Raw genomic sequence first — 16,533 nt, forward strand, 5'->3', positions numbered from 1 at the left:
CATGTCTTGTGATATTGAAATTGATATTAATAGTGAAATTGATATTATAAAAGAAAATAATCCATATCATGTAGCAATTATTATGGATGGTAATGGTCGTTGGGCTACGAATAAAGGGAAATTACGTATTCATGGTCATAAAGCTGGTATTGAATCAGTAAAACGAGCTATTTATTTTGCTTTAAAACGCAAGATAAAAATTTTAACACTTTATGCTTTTAGTAGAGATAATTGGAAGCGTCCAGAACAAGAAGTAATTTCTTTATTAGATTTATTTATGTCAGCTTTAGAAATTGAAGTGAAAAATCTTCACAAACATGATATTAAGTTACGTGTCATCGGAGATATAAGTTGTTTTAATGATAACATTCAGGATCTTATTAAATATTCTGAGATGTTAACAAAAAATAATGATCAGTTGATACTTAATATAGCAGCTAATTACGATGGACGGTGGGATATACTAGAAAGTGTAAAAAAAATAGCACAACAAGTGCATAAAAGATTATTATGTCCTAATCAGATAACTGAGGATGATCTAATATCTAATCTTTCTACACAAGAATCATCGTCGGTAGATCTATTGATCAGGACTGGTGGAGAATATAGAATCAGTAACTTTTTGTTGTGGCAAATTGCTTATGCTGAATTTTATTTTACTAATATTCTTTGGCCTGATTTTGATGAAAATGCTTTTGATATTGCCTTAAAGTCATTTAATCTCAGAGATCGACGTTATGGTAGAATTCTACCAAATGAATAAAAAAAAACAAGGGATATTTGTGATAAATAATCGTCTTTTTACTGCAATAATTTTAATTATTTTTGTAATTTTTGCAGTATTTTTATTATCTCCTCTAAATTTTGAGATAATATCTATATTGATATGTACAATTGCAGCTTGGGAGTGGAGTAAATTATCTGGTGTTGTTTTATGGTACAATCGTATACTAATTGCTATATTATTTGGTCTAATATTACTGACATTAATGTTTTTTTTTAAAATTTATAATTGTAATTTACATTCATTATTAGTGATTTCATTATTAATGATTTCCATCAGCTGGTGGATATTAGCATTATTTTTAGTATTAACTTACCCTAGATCCTCTATTTTTTGGAAAAATTCTTGTTTGACTCGTATTGCATTTGGTGTTTTTACTCTGATTCCTCTTTTTTACATTTTATCTGTATTTAGATACTTACATTATAATGAAAATAAATTTACCGGATCTTGGTATATTTTATTTATCATGTGTTTAGTATGGAGTATTGATTCTAGTGCATATTTTTTTGGACAAACATTTGGTAAAAATAAATTATCCCCTGTAATCTCACCTAATAAAACATGGGAAGGATTTTTTTGTAGCTTAGTAGTTTCATTCTTGATAGTTTTTTTATTTTCTAATTTTAAATTAATAGATCTTTCAAAAAAATCTTTGATAATTTTTTCTACTATAATAACCTTTGCTTCTCTTCTAGGCGATCTTACAGAAAGTATGCTGAAACGAGAAATAGGTCTTAAAGATAGCAGTAATATAATTCCAGGTCATGGTGGTCTTCTTGATCGAATAGATAGTTTGACTACAGTCATTCCAGTGTTTGGTTTGTTTATGACTACTTCTATTAAATATTTTTGAGGATTATTTAATTATGTTAAATATGATCTGGAATATTGCAGTTTTTGTATTAACTTTTAGTATACTAGTTACGGTACATGAGCTTGGACATTTTTGCGCTGCACGTTTTTATGGTGTTAAAGTTAATCGCTTTTCTATTGGTTTTGGTAAATCAATATTTAAGTGTAGTATATATGATACTGAATTTGTGATTGCTCTAGTTCCTTTTGGTGGATATATTAAAATGCTTGATGAACGTACTGATCATGTTCCAGTCAATTTAATAAATAAAGCTTTTAATAGGAAATCGATTTGGCAAAGAACTGTTATTGTATTAGCAGGTTCACTTGCTAATTTAATATTAGCTGTTTTTTTATATTCAATTGTTTTTATTAAAGGGACAATATCTTTTTTACCGGTTATTGGTAAAGTTGTAGAAGAATCAATTGCAGAAAAGTTAAATATTCAACCGGGAATGGAAATTAAAAAAATCGATAATATTGAAACTCCTGATTGGAATATCATACGTACAGCATTGATATCTAAGATGAAAAATAATAGTATTATATTGACGCTAGTAAACACTGATAAAAATATCACCTATAAAAAAGAAATAAATTTAAAAACAATAAATTTTGATGTACATGTTAAAGATCCATTAATATTACTTGGAATTATTCCATTATATCCTAAGATAAATTTTATTGTTACTAAAATAAACAATGGTATAAAAACAAATGCAAACTCTCTAAAACAAGGAGATATAATAACAAAATTAAACAATCAATTATTATTTAATACCCAATATTTTTTGGACACCATTAAAATATCTAGCAACAATAATAAAGATCTTCAGTTAGAAATTAATCGTAATAATAGAACTATAAAATTAAAGACCAAATCAGATAAAATAGTTCATAATAACAGTATTTTATTCTTAACTCCTAAAATTATATATCCTAAAAACTATATATTAGTACAAAAATATAATGTATTTAATGCATTTAGTAAAGCAATTATAAAAACTTGGCAAATAATAAAATTAATTACTTGTTCAATATTTAGCTTGATTAGTGGTAATTTGCAGATAAATCATTTAAATGGTCCAATTGCAATTGCTAAAGGAGCAAGTTTATCTGCTAAAGCTGGTATAATATATTATTTACTATTTTTATGTTTAATCAGTATTAATCTCAGTATTTTTAACCTATTTCCTTTGCCTATGTTAGATGGTGGACACTTATTATTTTTGCTATTAGAAAAAATACAAGGAAAGCCATTAGCTGATCAGATTCAAAATATTTTATCTTGGGTAGGTTTTAGCATTTTAATGATTTTAATAATATTTGCATTGTCTAATGATTTTTCTAATTTTATGAGAAATTAAATATAATTAATCTTACAATATATTAAGGAAAATGTTTAATAAAAATGTCAATAAAAAAATTGTTTTTAACTTTTTTATTATTTATCACTATTAATGTTTATGGATCGGATAAAATAACTAACATTAATCTTAAAGGACTTCAAAGAATCTCTTCCAATGTAATATTATCTATATTACCAGTAAAAATTGGTGATGAGATTGATAGTAATGGAATTAAAAATATAATCAAATCCTTGTACTCGACAGAAATGTTTCAAGACATTAAGGTTATTCAAAAAGGCAGCTCATTAATTATTAATGTTAAAGAACTACCTGTTATATCTAAGATTACTATTAAAGGTAATGATATAATTAAAACAGAAAAAATAGAAAATACTCTAGAACATTCTAATATATTTATTGGTAAAATCTTAAATGAATCTCTAATTTTTTCCTTAAAAAAATCATTTGAGGAATTTTATTTCAATGTAGGTAAATACAATTTTCGTATGAAAACAGTTATTACCCCTTTACCTAATAACTGTGTAGATTTAAAATTTCTGTTTGATGAAGGTGTTTTTACTCAAATTCATCAAATTAACATCATTGGTAACAATAAATTTACTTATAATAAGTTAATATCTCTATTTCAGTCACATGACAAAATATCCTGGTGGAATATACTAAAAAACAGTAGATATGAAAAACAAAAATTAGAAAATGATCTTATAAAATTACGTAATTTTTATCTTGAAAATGGTTATTTACGTTTTAAAATAAAATCTACTACATTAGGTTTAACACCAGATAAAAAGGGCATTTATATTACTATAAATATTAGCGAAGGAAACCAATATAAAATTTCAGGAGTAGATTTAAACTGTAAATCAAATGATTATTTAAAAAAATTTAAAAGTCTAATAAAAATGCCTATTGGTGATATTTATAGTATTCATCATATAAAACAAGTAAAATATAGCATTAAAAACTTTGTTACTAACAATGGTTATGCATATCCAATTATAACTACTAAATATAAAATAGATGATTTAAATAAGAAAGTTTACCTGTATTTTAATACTGAAATAGGTAAACGTTACTATGTACATAGTATAAATTTCCAAGGTAATAATATATCAAAAGATATTGTATTACGGCGTGTATTAACTCAAATGGAAGGTTCTTGGTTCAATGCTAATCTTACTAATCAAAGTACAAATCTTTTAAGAAAAACTGGTTATTTTGAAACAGTTCAATTACAACAAAAGCTTTTAAGATCACGTTCTGATCAAATTGATTTAATTTATAAAGTACAAGAACATAAAACCGGAAATATTAGATTTGGTTTAGGATTAAGTAAAACAAAAAGCCTAAATTTTCATATTAATATACATCAAATTAATTTATTCGGTACTGGAAATATTTTTAACATAAATGCTACTAAAGATAATGGACGTCACCAATATGAATTATTATTTAGCAATCCATTTTTTACATTAGATGGTGTTACTCTCACTAATCAAATTTTTTATAATAGATTAGAATCAAATAATAAAATATCTTATGGTTATAATAATATAAGTTACGGTGTAGATGGTACCATAGGTTTTCCAATAAGTACAGACAGTACATTGTCTTTTGGTTTAGGTTATACTCGTAATAACATTTATCAAATTAATCCTCAAATATCTATATATCGTTATTTAAAATCAGTTAAAAAAATCGATTTGTTTAAACAAAATAATTTTGTATCAAATGATTTTAATATGAATTATGGATTCACATATAATACATTAAATCAAAATATTTTTCCTTCTAATGGTAATTATACTAATTTAAGTAGTAAAATTATAATTTTAGGATTACAAAATCAATTCGTTAAATTTTCATTAGATAGTAGTCAATATATACCTATCAGGAATCAAAACTGGATATTATTAGCACGTGGACATTTAGGATATGGTAGAGGTATAGAACAACCTGAATTACCATTTTATGAAAATTTTTTTACAGATGGTATAAACAATATAAGAGGATTTCAAAGTAATACTATTGGTCCAAAATCTGTTCACTTAAAAAGTCAAGCATATCCCCTTTGTGTTCAAGATAAAAAATGCCTGTTATCAAATGATACGATAGGTGGAAATGCAATGTTTACTGGAAGTATTGAATTGATTTTTCCAATTCCATATTTAAGTACAAAATATTATAATTCGGTTCGTACATCATTATTTTTTGATTTTGGCAATGTATGGGACACCATGTGGGATACAACAGCTAAGGGAATACCTATTCAAGGATTACCAAATTATAATTCTCCTATGAATATTAGAATGTCAACTGGACTTTCTGTACAATGGAAATCACCATTTGGTCCCTTAGTCTTTTCTTATTCAATACCGATGAAAAAATATGATGGAGATAAATTAGAAAATTTCCAATTCTATGTTGGTAAAACGTGGTGATATTAACTTATTTAAATGGGAATAATTATATTGCGATTTTTTTAATTAATGTTAGAAAACATTTTATGATAACTTGATTGATATTCAAGTAAAAGGTAATTGTTATGAAAAAATTTTTATACTTATCTTATTTAAGTGTTATCCTTATATTTTCAAACTATTTACAAGCTGATTCTAAGATTGCTATTATCAATCTATATGATTTATTACAAAAGTTACCACAAAAAACTTCTATTCTTAAAAGAATAGAAAATGAATTTAGAGATCGTGAAAATAAACTGCAGTTCCAAAAAAATGATTTACAAAATAAAATAAATACACTAGAACGCAACAAATCAATTATGAAGTTAAGCGAAAAACAAGATCTTGAAAATTATATTATTAAACAACGTAATAGTTTTTCAATTAAAGTTCAAATTTTTGAACAAGATAAAAACCGTCGTCAAATAGAAGAACGTAATAAGGTATTAAATAAAATTCAAACTTCAATAATAAAAATAGCAAGAAAATATAGTCTTAATTTAGTTATAGATTCTAAAGCTACTATTTATACATCAAGTATAAAAGATATTACTGTGGAGGTGTTAAAAAACATTAAATAGCAAGTTTATTTAAGTTAAAATATTTACTTTTAAGTATTTATATTTTTTCTTGTATTTAATAAAATCATAAATTTAGTACTATTACTAATTGAATAAAGTTTAATATAATTTTTATTATAGAAAATTAAAAATTCTTATTTTAATTAATGTATTAGATTTATGATTTAGTGATTTACGCAGGAAATTATTTTGACTATTGACATTAATACTCTGGAAATTGAAGATATTTTAGGAGTACTGCCACATCGCTATCCTTTTTTATTAATTGACCGTGTCATAGAATTTAAAAAGCATAAATACCTATGTGCTATAAAAAATGTTTCTGTTAATGAACCATTTTTTCAAGGTCATTTTCCTGGTAAATTTATTTTTCCAGGAGTTTTAATTTTAGAATCAATGGCTCAAGCTACTTGTATTTTAGCTTTTAAAAGCACTGGTAAATTGAAATCTAATGAGTTGTATTATTTTGCTGGTATAGAAAAGGCTCGTTTTAAACATCCAGTCATACCAGGAGATCAAATGATAATAAAAGTTTCAATAGAAAAAACTCGTTGTGGTATTACTAAGTTTAGAGGTATAAGTACTGTTAATAAAAAAACAGTTTGTGAAGCTACTATGATATGTGCTCGTAATTAACAAAAATAATTTTAATTGATATTTTATCATATGCATATTCATTCTATTATTGAAAAAGGTGCTATTATTGGTCCTAAAGTTTGTATAGGACCGTTTTGTTTTATTGGATCACATGTTAAAATTGGTGAAGGAACAATTTTAAAATCACATATTGTACTCACTGGTCATACCAAAATAGGTAAATATAATCAAATTTATCAATTTTCTTCAATAGGTGATGTTAATCAAAGTTTAAAATATTCTAGCGGACCTACCTATGTTGATATAGGAGATTATAATTGCATAAGAGAGGGGGTTACAATTCACTGTGGTACAGCACAAGGAGGTAATAAAACAATTATAGGTCATAATAACTTACTAATGGTCAATACACATATTGCACACGATTGTATAATTGGAAATCATTGTATTTTTGCTAATAATGCAACTCTAGGTGGTCATGTTAAAGTTGATGATTTTGCTATCGTAGGAGGTATGACAGCAATTCACCAAAAATGCACAATTGGAGCACATGTTATGATTGGAGGTTGTTCAGGAGTTGTGAAAGATATTCCTCCTTATGTTATGGCACATGGAAATCATGCAATACCGTTAGGTATTAATATCAAGGGATTAAAACGTCATGATTTTCCTAAAAGATCTATTTATGCTATTAGACATGCTTATAATTTAGTTTATCGTAGTGGTAAAACTTTAAATGAAATTAAACCAAAAATAAAAATTTTAGCTGAAGAATATATAGAAATAAAACCTTTTTACGATTTTTTTAAAAAATTAAATAGAGGGTTAATTCGTTAATTTTATATAAAATAAAACTTATACATAAAAGAGCTTAATTGAAAAATATATAATATGTGATTACAACCAATTTTATTGATACAATGTAAAATTTATATGTAAGTGTATATAATAATGTCTGATAAATATTGTAATATTAAATTAATTGCTGGGGTAGATGAAGTAGGACGGGGAGCATTAGTAGGTAGAGTGATGGCTTCAGCTGTAATATTTAAACCCAATGAACCTATAATAGGATTATGCGATTCAAAAAAATTATCTAAAAAAAAACGAACCGTACTTTATGATAAAGTTATAAAAGAATCTTTATCTTGGAGTATAGGTTTTGCTGAAGCAGAAGAAATAGATAGAATGAATATTTTTCATGCTACAATGTTAGCAATGGAACGAGCAGTGAATAATTTATCTATCGTACCTGATTATGTTTTAGTAGATGGTAAGCATTGTCCAAAAATATCAATACCAATAAAAGCAATTATTAAAGGCGATTGTTTAGTTGATGAAATTAGCGCTGCATCCATTATAGCTAAGGTAACACGTGATAATGAGATGATTAAATTAGATTCATTATATCCCCAATATGGTTTTGCACAGCATAAAGGTTATCCTACTTCACTTCATATTAATAATTTAAAAAAATATGGTACTACACCATATCATCGACATAGTTTCACACCAGTTTTTAAAACCCTTTTTGATCAAGGAAATATTTAATTACATTAATATGTTAATATAATATTATGACTACAGAACCTCGTTTTATCCATTTAAATGTTCATAGCGATTACTCTATGATCGATGGATTAATAAAAATTAAATCTTTAGTAGAAAACACTTATTTATTGGGTATGCCAGCTGTTGCCATCACTGATTTCACTAATTTATGTGGACTAATAAAATTCTATCATTTTTCTCATAAAATGGGATTAAAACCAATTATTGGTACATATTTTAAAATTAACAATAAATTATTGGGGAAAAATTTAAGTAAAATTACTGTTCTTGCATCTAATAATATTGGTTATCAAAATTTAATTTTGTTGATTTCTCGTGCGTATAAACGTGGCTATGGAATAAGCGGTCCAACCATAGATTTAGATTGGTTATCGGAATTACAAGAAGGATTAATTATTCTTTCTGGAGGATGTTATGGCGATGTTGGTCGTGCTTTATTACTCAATGAGAAATCATTGGTATTAAAATGTTTAGATTTTTATAAAAAAAATTTCACTGATCGTTATTATTTAGAACTAATAAGAACAGGACGTCCGAATGAAGAAAATTATTTAAAAAAGGCAATAAAAATATCCATTAGTGAAAATTTACCAGTAGTAGCTACTAACGAAGTTTGTTTTCTTAATAAAGAAGATTTTTATGCACATGAAATTAGAGTAGCTATAAATAAGGGTTATACTATTAACGATCCAAAGCGTCCTTGCGATTATAGTTCACAACAATATATGCGTAGTGAAGATGAAATGTGTGAATTATTTTCAGATATACCTGAAGCATTAAAAAATAGTGTTGAAATAGCTAAAAGATGTAATGTGACATTAAAAACAGGAAGATATTTCCTACCTAAATTTAATACCAATGGTGTGAATCCACAAGATTTTTTAGTAATAAAAGCAAAATCAGGATTAAATAATCGTCTCAAATACCTTTTTAAGGATGAAATCGAAAGAAATATCAAAAGAGTTGAATATGACAAACGCCTTGAAAATGAACTTGATATTATCAATAAAACGGGTTTTCCTAGTTATTTTCTAATTGTTATGGAATTTATTCAATGGACTAAAGATAATGATATACCAGTTGGTCCTGGACGTGGTTCTGGTGCTGGATCATTAGTAGCTTATTCTCTTAAAATAACTGATTTAGATCCAATAAAATTCGATCTACTATTTGAGCGTTTCTTAAATCCAGAACGTATATCAATGCCTGATTTTGATATTGATTTTTGTATGGAAAACAGGGATAAAGTTATTGAACATGTAACTAATATGTATGGTCAAGAATCAGTATCTCAAATTATTACTTTCGGAACTATGGCAGCAAAAGCGGTTGTTAGGGATGTAGGACGTGTATTAGAATACCCTTATGGTTTTATAGATAAAATTGCTAAATTAATTCCCTCAGATCCAGGTATTACATTAGAAAAAGCATTTGCAATTGAAAAAACTTTATTAAATATGTACGATACGGATGAAGAAACTAAAATACTTATAGATACAGCACGTAAATTGGAAGGAATTACACGTAATATAGGTAAACATGCTGGTGGTGTAGTTATCGCTCCAACCAAAATCACTGATTTTGTTCCTGTTTATTGTGATGAACATGGTTCTAATCCAATTACTCAATTTGATAAAAATGATGTTGAGTATATTGGTTTAGTGAAGTTCGATTTTTTAGGATTAAAAACTCTTACTATTATAAACTGGGCAACAATTATAATAAACGTCCATAATAAAAAACAAAACAAATCTTTAATTAATATTAATAATATTTCTCTTAACGATAAAATAAGCTTTGATATACTACAACGCGCGGAAACTACCGCTGTATTTCAATTAGAATCGAGAGGAATGAAAGATTTAATTAAGCGTTTAAAACCTGACTGTTTTGAAGATATAATTGCGCTAGTAGCATTATTTCGTCCTGGACCATTGCAATCAGGTATGGTAGAAAATTTTATTAATAGAAAACATGGAAAAGAAATAATATACTACCCTGATATTAAATGGCAACATCAAAGTTTGAAACCAATACTTGAATCAACTTATGGTATTATTCTTTATCAAGAACAAGTAATGCAAATAGCAAAAGTACTAGCTGGGTATACTCCTGGTAAAGCAGACATATTACGTAGAGCAATGGGGAAAAAAAACCCAAATGAAATGTCTAAACAAAGATCTGTATTTAAAGAAGGTGCAAAAAATGCTGGTATTCAATCTGATCTAGCAATGAAGATTTTTGATTTACTAGAAAAATTTGCTGGATATGGATTTAATAAATCACATTCCGCTGCATATGCATTATTGTCCTATCAAACATTATGGTTAAAAGCTCACTATCCTGCTGAATTCATGGCTGCTGCCATGACTGCAGATATGGATAATATTGAAAAAATTGTTGGATTAGTAGAAGAATGTTCTCGAATGCAAATAAAAGTGTTACCACCAAGTATAAATTTTAGTGTATATGAATTTCATGTTAATGATAAAAAAGAAATTTTATATGGAATGGGTGCAATTAAAGGTCTAGGTAAAACTCATATTAAAATGATTATAGATATAAGAAGTAAAAAAGGATATTTTAAGGATTTTTTTGATTTTTGTGAATGTATGACAATAAAAAAAATAAATCGTAGAACAATAGAAAAATTAATTATGTGTGGTGCTTTAGATTCATTATGTTCAAATCGTTCTGCAATGATAAATTCTATTAATGAAGCAATTAAAATTTCTAATCAGAATATAAAATCACAAATAACCGGACAGTATGATATGTTTGGAATCAATACTGAACAATCAATAAAGTTTGAAAAATATTATAAAAATACTACACCATGGTCTGAAAAAAGACAACTTGATGCTGAAAAAGAAACTCTTGGTTTATATCTTACTGGTCATCCTATACATCATTATATAAAAGAACTCGATTATTATTCTAATGGAATAAAATTGAATGATATTTTTAAAATTCAATGTAGACAGACAGTATCTGTAGCTGGTATAGCAATTGATATGAAAATTATGCTAACAAAACGTAGAAATCGGATAGGTATTTGTTTATTAGATGATAGCCATGCCAGAATAGAAGTAATATTTTACTCTGAAATTTTAAAAAAATATCAAGTATTACTCAAAAAAGATCATATTTTGATTATTAAAGGTCAAATAAAAACTAATAATATTCATGATAAAATAAAAAAGATAATAGCCTACGAAGTAATGAATATAGATCAAGCACGTAAAAAGTATGTAAAAGGAATTTCTATATTTATTACGAATGAACAAAAATACAACAATAAATTATTAAATCAAATAAGTCAATTAATTGCACCATATTGTTCAGGTAATATTCCTGTAAACATTTATCAACAAGAAAACAATACGAAATCGATATTAAATTCCAATAAAAATTGGTTCGTTATTTTAAACGATAATTTAATCAATGATTTAAAATTACTATTGGGAAATAAACAAGTAGAACTTGAATTTTTATAAAATAGGAAAACCATGGATTTTAAGTATTTAGATTTTGAGCAACCAATCGTAGAATTAGAAAAAAAAATACATTCCCTTAATTCTATTAATAATTCTAATAATCAACATATAAATATTAATCTTGATGAAGAAATTGAAAATTTAAATAAAAAAAGTGCTGATTTAATACGTAAAATTTTTGCAAATTTGACTTCATGGCAAATTGTACAGCTATCACGTCATCCTTTGCGTCCTCATACTAATGAGTATATTTATAACATATTTGATGATTTTGACGAACTTGCTGGTGATCGCTTTTATGCAGATGATAAAGCTATTATTGGTGGTATTGCTCGTTTAAATAAGCGTCCTGTCATGATTATTGGACACCAAAAGGGTCGTGAAATCAAAGAGAAAATATATCGTAATTTTGGTATGCCAGCTCCTGAAGGATATCGTAAAGCATTACGTTTAATGAAAATGGCAGAAAAATTTAAAATGCCACTGATTACTTTTATAGATACTCCAGGTGCTTATCCAGGGGTAGATGCTGAAAAACGTGGTCAATGTGAAGCAATAGCACGTAATTTACGTGAAATGTCAACTTTAAGAATACCGGTAATATGTAACATTATTGGTGAAGGCGGTTCTGGCGGTGCATTAGCTATTGGGGTTGGAGATAGGGTCAACATGCTACAGTATAGTACCTATTCAGTAATATCTCCTGAAGGTTGTGCTTCCATTCTATGGAAAAACACTAGTAAAGCTCTATTAGCAGCAGAAATAATGGGAATTACTTCTAATCGATTAAAAAAACTTAAATTAATAGATGAAGTTATTGCTGAACCTTTAGGTGGAGCTCACCGCAATCCAGTGAAAATAGCATTTAATCTTAAGCGACAAATCTTAAATGACTTAAATTACTTAGAAACATTGACTATTGATATGTTACTTCAAATGCGTTATCAACGTTTAATGAATTATGGATATATTTAATTAAAATACATTTTAATATCCTGTGTTTATTTACTATAAAGTAATTATATTAAACTAGTTTTTATCTATATTAATATCTATAATTTTATTATAATAAAATTGATAATTTTACAAACATGTATTTTTCTAAAATCGATTCTTTACTTAATGATCATTCTAAAAATGTAGTAGCATTTAGTGGTGGTATTGATTCAACTGTGTTATTGCATTACTTATATATATGGCAAAAAAATCATCCTAAATCTAGTGTACGTGCTATACATATAAATCATGGGTTGCATATAAAATCGAATTATTGGGCTAACCACTGCGAACAAATATGTTGTCGGTGGCAATTGCACTGTACAATATTACGTGTTAATATAGAAAACAATAGCAAATTTGGTATTGAAGCTATAGCTCGTAAAAAACGTTATCAAGCATTGATACAATCTTTATATCCTGAAGAAATATTACTAACTGCTCATCATTTGAATGACCAATGTGAAACCATGCTGCTAGCGCTCAAACGTGGTAGTGGTCCAGCTGGTTTGTCTGCAATTTATCCTACTATGAAGATTGGTAAAAATACAATACTGAGACCACTTTTAGAATATTCACGTGAATCTATAGAAAATTATGCAAAAAAATATCATCTTACATGGATAGAAGATGAAAGCAACTATGATACAAGTTATGATCGTAATTTCATACGTAAACTAATATTACCAAAAATAATTTCTAAGTGGCCTAATTTTATAAAAACTGTATCACGTAGTTCTACATTATGCAGAGAACAAGAGCTTTTAATTGATGAATTATTAATAAATCAATTAGATAATCTTATAAAAGAAGATGGTAGCTTATATTTTTTACCTTTATTAGAAATGAGCAATATAAAAGTTTATGCATTATTGCGCAGATGGATTGCTAATCAGGGTAGATTAACACCTTCTTATAATCAATTAAAATTAATATACTATAAAATAATAATAAATCAAAAACAAAATATGCAGCCATGCATTCAAATAGGCACTTATGAAATAAGGAGATTTCGTAAGTGCCTATATTTACTTACAATAAATAAATCATTAAAAAATAATAAAATATTATGGCCGGATTTAAATATATCTTTAGTATTACCTCAAAATTTAGGATTACTTAAAGCAGATTATACTAAAAATACATTACGTCTACCTGCTAATAACGAATATGTTAGTATTCAATTCTATGCAAATGGTTATTTTCATTTATTAGGATATCAAAATAAACGCCAAATCAAAAAAATATGGCAAAATTTAAATATTCCACCTTGGGATCGTTACCGAATTCCTTTAATATATTATAATGATACTCTTATTTCTGCAGTAAATTTATTTATTACAACTGATGGATGTATCTTAAATAATGATAGTGGTTGGCAAGTACTATGGTGTCAAAAACCGAATGATTATACATCAAAGAACGCATACATAGCGGATTTGATTAAATTTTGACTAGAGTAATAAAACAACCTTACATTAGGCTAGAATCATGTAATATTTTTACTAAAAAAACTATTTTTTTTCTTAATTGTTTTTAATATATAATCAACTATTTTATCTTTATTAATCATTTTTCTTTCACCAGTGCGACGTATTTTATACTCAACGACTTTATTTTTAATGCCTGTATCACTAATCACTAAAATGTTAGGTATACCAATAAGTTCTATGTCTGCAAACATAACTCCAGGAGTTTCCTTACGATCATCAAGAATAACATCGATATTTTGTTGAGTTAATATTTTATATATATTTTCAGTAGTTTTTTTAACAATCTCAGAACTATGCATATTAATGGGAATAATTGCTATTTCAAACGGAGATAATAAAATAGGCCATATAATACCATATTTATCATGGTTTTGTTCAATTACTGCAGCTATGATGCGACTTACTCCTATTCCATAACAACCCATTAACATTGTTTTATTAGTATTATCTTCAGCTTGGATAGATGCTTTTATCAAATCAGAATATTTAGTACCTAGTTGAAATATATGTCCTATTTCAACTCCATTTTGTATTTGTAATATACCTTTACCATCAGGACTTAAATCTCCTTCAATAACATTTCGAATATCTGCTATATAAGTACACTGTAAATCCCTTTTACAATTAATTCCTGTGTAATATTTACCATCATTATTAGCACCAGCAATAAAATCACTCATCTGAGAAACAGCTATATCAATTATTACTGGTATATTGAGACCAATTGGACCTACTGATCCAGGGCCAGAGCCAGTAACAAGTCGTATTTCTTTTTCATTAGCAAATATTATAGGTGAATCTATTATACTGATTTTTTCCAGTTTTTTTTCATTTAATTCATGATCTCCACGAATCAATATAGCTATTAAATTAAAACCACTTTCTTTTTTTCCTTTTACTATGTAAGTTTTAACAATTTTTTTAATTGAAATATTTAAGTGATTTACAAGATATTTAATATTATCTAAATAAGGGCCGTTGATTTGTAATAAATTTTTAGTTGGTAAAGAAAATTCAATATTTGATTTAAAAGTTTCTGCTAACTCAATATTCGCAGCATAATTAGATTTATTTGAAAAAACTATACGATCTTCGCCATTATTTGATAATGCCTGAAATTCATGTGAAATATTACCACCTATGGATCCATTATCTGCTTCTACTATACGAAAATTTAATCCTATAATATTAAAAATATTACGATATGAATCGTACATAATTTCATATGTTTTTTGCAATGATTCTTGAGACAAATGAAAAGAATAAGCATCTTTCATGATAAATTCACGCGATCGAATAACACCATATCTAGAACGAATTTCATCACGAAATTTAGTTTGCATTTGGTATAGAATTAATGGTAATTGTCTATAAGATCTTAATTCTTTATTAATTAAATTAGTAATGACTTCTTCATGTGTAGGCCCCAAAACAAACAAACGTTGATGTCTATCTTTTATTTTCAATAATTCTGGACCATATCTTAGTAAACGATCACTTTTTTCCCATAGATCAGCTGGTTGTACTATTGGCATTAAAATTTCAAGTGCACCTATCTTATTCATTTCTTGACGTATAATATTTTCAATTTTTTTTAAAACACGAATACCAGTAGGTAACCATATATATAAACCAGAAGATAATTTACGAATCATGCCTGCACGTAACATCAATCTATGGCTAATTATTTCTGTATCAGAAGATGTGTTTTTGTAAGTAGATAATAGGTATTTACTAGTAAGCATTTATAATCCAATACGATTAATATTTTTATCTAACATTGAGTATTATAATATCATACTATAAGAAATATTCACTGTTATTTAAGATAAATAATAAATTATTTCATAAATATACATTATTGATAATAAAGTTTTACAAATAATTATTTATAAAAAATGTTTTACACAAAAAGTACTATATATGTAATATGTAAAAAGTTATAAAATTTATAAATAATAAAAAGTTTATTATGCAGTTTTTTCTTGATATAACCATACAATTTATTATATAATTGATGTTCAAGGTAAAATATTTTTCTATCTTTAAAAATAGAAAATTAAATTCTTTATAAAGATCATTAAATGAATGTATTAAGAATTATTATTATTTTAATATACCTAACTATTAACATAATCAAAATATATAATATATTAAAGAATGATAAACGATATGCATTAATCAATAATGGGTATCAAATTAAGACTTGACTAATAAACTAAATGGAGATATCATAACAGTTTTATTGCTCTTTAAAAATTTATCAGACAATCTATGTGGGTATTCGTAGATTTAGTGTCAACGATTTTTAATCATAAGACTATAA

Annotated in this window: 12 protein-coding genes; 11 read left to right on the plus strand and 1 reads right to left on the minus strand. The window is 26.4% G+C overall.

The genetic code is table 11. The features are described 5' to 3' along the window. The first annotated feature begins 1 nt into the window (after window position 1). The 11 genes from uppS (at window position 2) to tilS (ending at window position 14,168) form a co-directional block, all read left to right on the plus strand. Window positions 2-763: a polyprenyl diphosphate synthase gene (uppS, locus tag CRV10_RS02265; RefSeq protein ID WP_136130201.1), complete on the plus strand. Its 762-nt coding sequence runs from the start codon at window positions 2-4 to the stop codon at window positions 761-763. Beyond that, on the plus strand, window positions 756-1,640 hold the full coding sequence (locus CRV10_RS02270; protein ID WP_241971814.1) for a phosphatidate cytidylyltransferase: 885 nt from the start codon (window positions 756-758) through the stop codon (window positions 1,638-1,640). Before uppS ends, CRV10_RS02270 begins: the two co-directional genes overlap by 8 nt. 13 nt (window positions 1,641-1,653) lie before the next feature. Further along, complete coding sequence (gene rseP / locus CRV10_RS02275) at window positions 1,654-3,006, plus strand: RIP metalloprotease RseP (protein WP_136130202.1); 1,353 nt, start codon at window positions 1,654-1,656, stop codon at window positions 3,004-3,006. Between the two features lie 44 nt (window positions 3,007-3,050). Beyond that, window positions 3,051-5,450: an outer membrane protein assembly factor BamA gene (gene bamA / locus CRV10_RS02280; RefSeq protein ID WP_136130203.1), complete on the plus strand. Its 2,400-nt coding sequence runs from the start codon at window positions 3,051-3,053 to the stop codon at window positions 5,448-5,450. Between the two features lie 104 nt (window positions 5,451-5,554). Next, window positions 5,555-6,052, plus strand: a complete 498-nt coding sequence (locus tag CRV10_RS02285) for an OmpH family outer membrane protein (protein WP_136130204.1) — start codon at window positions 5,555-5,557, stop codon at window positions 6,050-6,052. A 189-nt stretch (window positions 6,053-6,241) separates the two neighbouring features. Further along, window positions 6,242-6,688, plus strand: a complete 447-nt coding sequence (gene fabZ / locus CRV10_RS02290) for a 3-hydroxyacyl-ACP dehydratase FabZ (protein WP_136130205.1) — start codon at window positions 6,242-6,244, stop codon at window positions 6,686-6,688. Between the two features lie 30 nt (window positions 6,689-6,718). After that, entirely contained in the window at window positions 6,719-7,486 is a 768-nt protein-coding gene (gene lpxA / locus CRV10_RS02295) for an acyl-ACP--UDP-N-acetylglucosamine O-acyltransferase (RefSeq protein ID WP_136130206.1), read from the plus strand. A gap of 114 nt (window positions 7,487-7,600) precedes the next feature. Beyond that, complete coding sequence (gene rnhB, locus CRV10_RS02300) at window positions 7,601-8,200, plus strand: ribonuclease HII (RefSeq protein ID WP_136130207.1); 600 nt, start codon at window positions 7,601-7,603, stop codon at window positions 8,198-8,200. A gap of 26 nt (window positions 8,201-8,226) precedes the next feature. After that, entirely contained in the window at window positions 8,227-11,718 is a 3,492-nt protein-coding gene (gene dnaE / locus CRV10_RS02305; protein ID WP_136130208.1) for a DNA polymerase III subunit alpha, read from the plus strand. A 12-nt stretch (window positions 11,719-11,730) separates the two neighbouring features. Continuing rightward, on the plus strand, window positions 11,731-12,693 hold the full coding sequence (gene accA / locus CRV10_RS02310) for an acetyl-CoA carboxylase carboxyl transferase subunit alpha (RefSeq protein ID WP_136130209.1): 963 nt from the start codon (window positions 11,731-11,733) through the stop codon (window positions 12,691-12,693). Window positions 12,694-12,809: 116 nt separating this feature from the next. Then, window positions 12,810-14,168 (plus strand): tRNA lysidine(34) synthetase TilS, encoded by a 1,359-nt coding sequence (tilS, locus tag CRV10_RS02315; RefSeq protein ID WP_136130210.1) that lies wholly within the window; start codon window positions 12,810-12,812, stop codon window positions 14,166-14,168. A 35-nt stretch (window positions 14,169-14,203) separates the two neighbouring features. On the opposite strand, the gene CRV10_RS02320 is transcribed toward tilS, so the two are convergent. Then, entirely contained in the window at window positions 14,204-15,952 is a 1,749-nt protein-coding gene (locus CRV10_RS02320) for a proline--tRNA ligase (protein ID WP_136130211.1), read from the minus strand. Window positions 15,953-16,533: the final 581 nt, after the last annotated feature.

It is taken from the genome of Candidatus Pantoea edessiphila (genome assembly GCF_002933355.1).
GTDB classification, from domain to species: Bacteria; Pseudomonadota; Gammaproteobacteria; order Enterobacterales; family Enterobacteriaceae; genus Pantoea_C; species Pantoea_C edessiphila.

Bases quoted from the DNA above. Each gene is read 5' to 3' on its own strand.
- uppS (WP_136130201.1), top strand. From the start codon at position 2: ATGTCTTGTGATATTGAAATTGATATTAATAGTGAAATTGATATTATA.
- CRV10_RS02270 (WP_241971814.1), top strand. From the start codon at position 756: ATGAATAAAAAAAAACAAGGGATATTTGTGATAAATAATCGTCTTTTT.
- rseP (WP_136130202.1), top strand. From the start codon at position 1,654: ATGTTAAATATGATCTGGAATATTGCAGTTTTTGTATTAACTTTTAGT.
- bamA (WP_136130203.1), top strand. From the start codon at position 3,051: ATGTCAATAAAAAAATTGTTTTTAACTTTTTTATTATTTATCACTATT.
- CRV10_RS02285 (WP_136130204.1), top strand. From the start codon at position 5,555: ATGAAAAAATTTTTATACTTATCTTATTTAAGTGTTATCCTTATATTT.
- lpxA (WP_136130206.1), top strand. From the start codon at position 6,719: ATGCATATTCATTCTATTATTGAAAAAGGTGCTATTATTGGTCCTAAA.
- rnhB (WP_136130207.1), top strand. From the start codon at position 7,601: ATGTCTGATAAATATTGTAATATTAAATTAATTGCTGGGGTAGATGAA.
- dnaE (WP_136130208.1), top strand. From the start codon at position 8,227: ATGACTACAGAACCTCGTTTTATCCATTTAAATGTTCATAGCGATTAC.
- accA (WP_136130209.1), top strand. From the start codon at position 11,731: ATGGATTTTAAGTATTTAGATTTTGAGCAACCAATCGTAGAATTAGAA.
- tilS (WP_136130210.1), top strand. From the start codon at position 12,810: ATGTATTTTTCTAAAATCGATTCTTTACTTAATGATCATTCTAAAAAT.
- CRV10_RS02320 (WP_136130211.1), bottom strand. From the start codon at position 15,952: ATGCTTACTAGTAAATACCTATTATCTACTTACAAAAACACATCTTCT.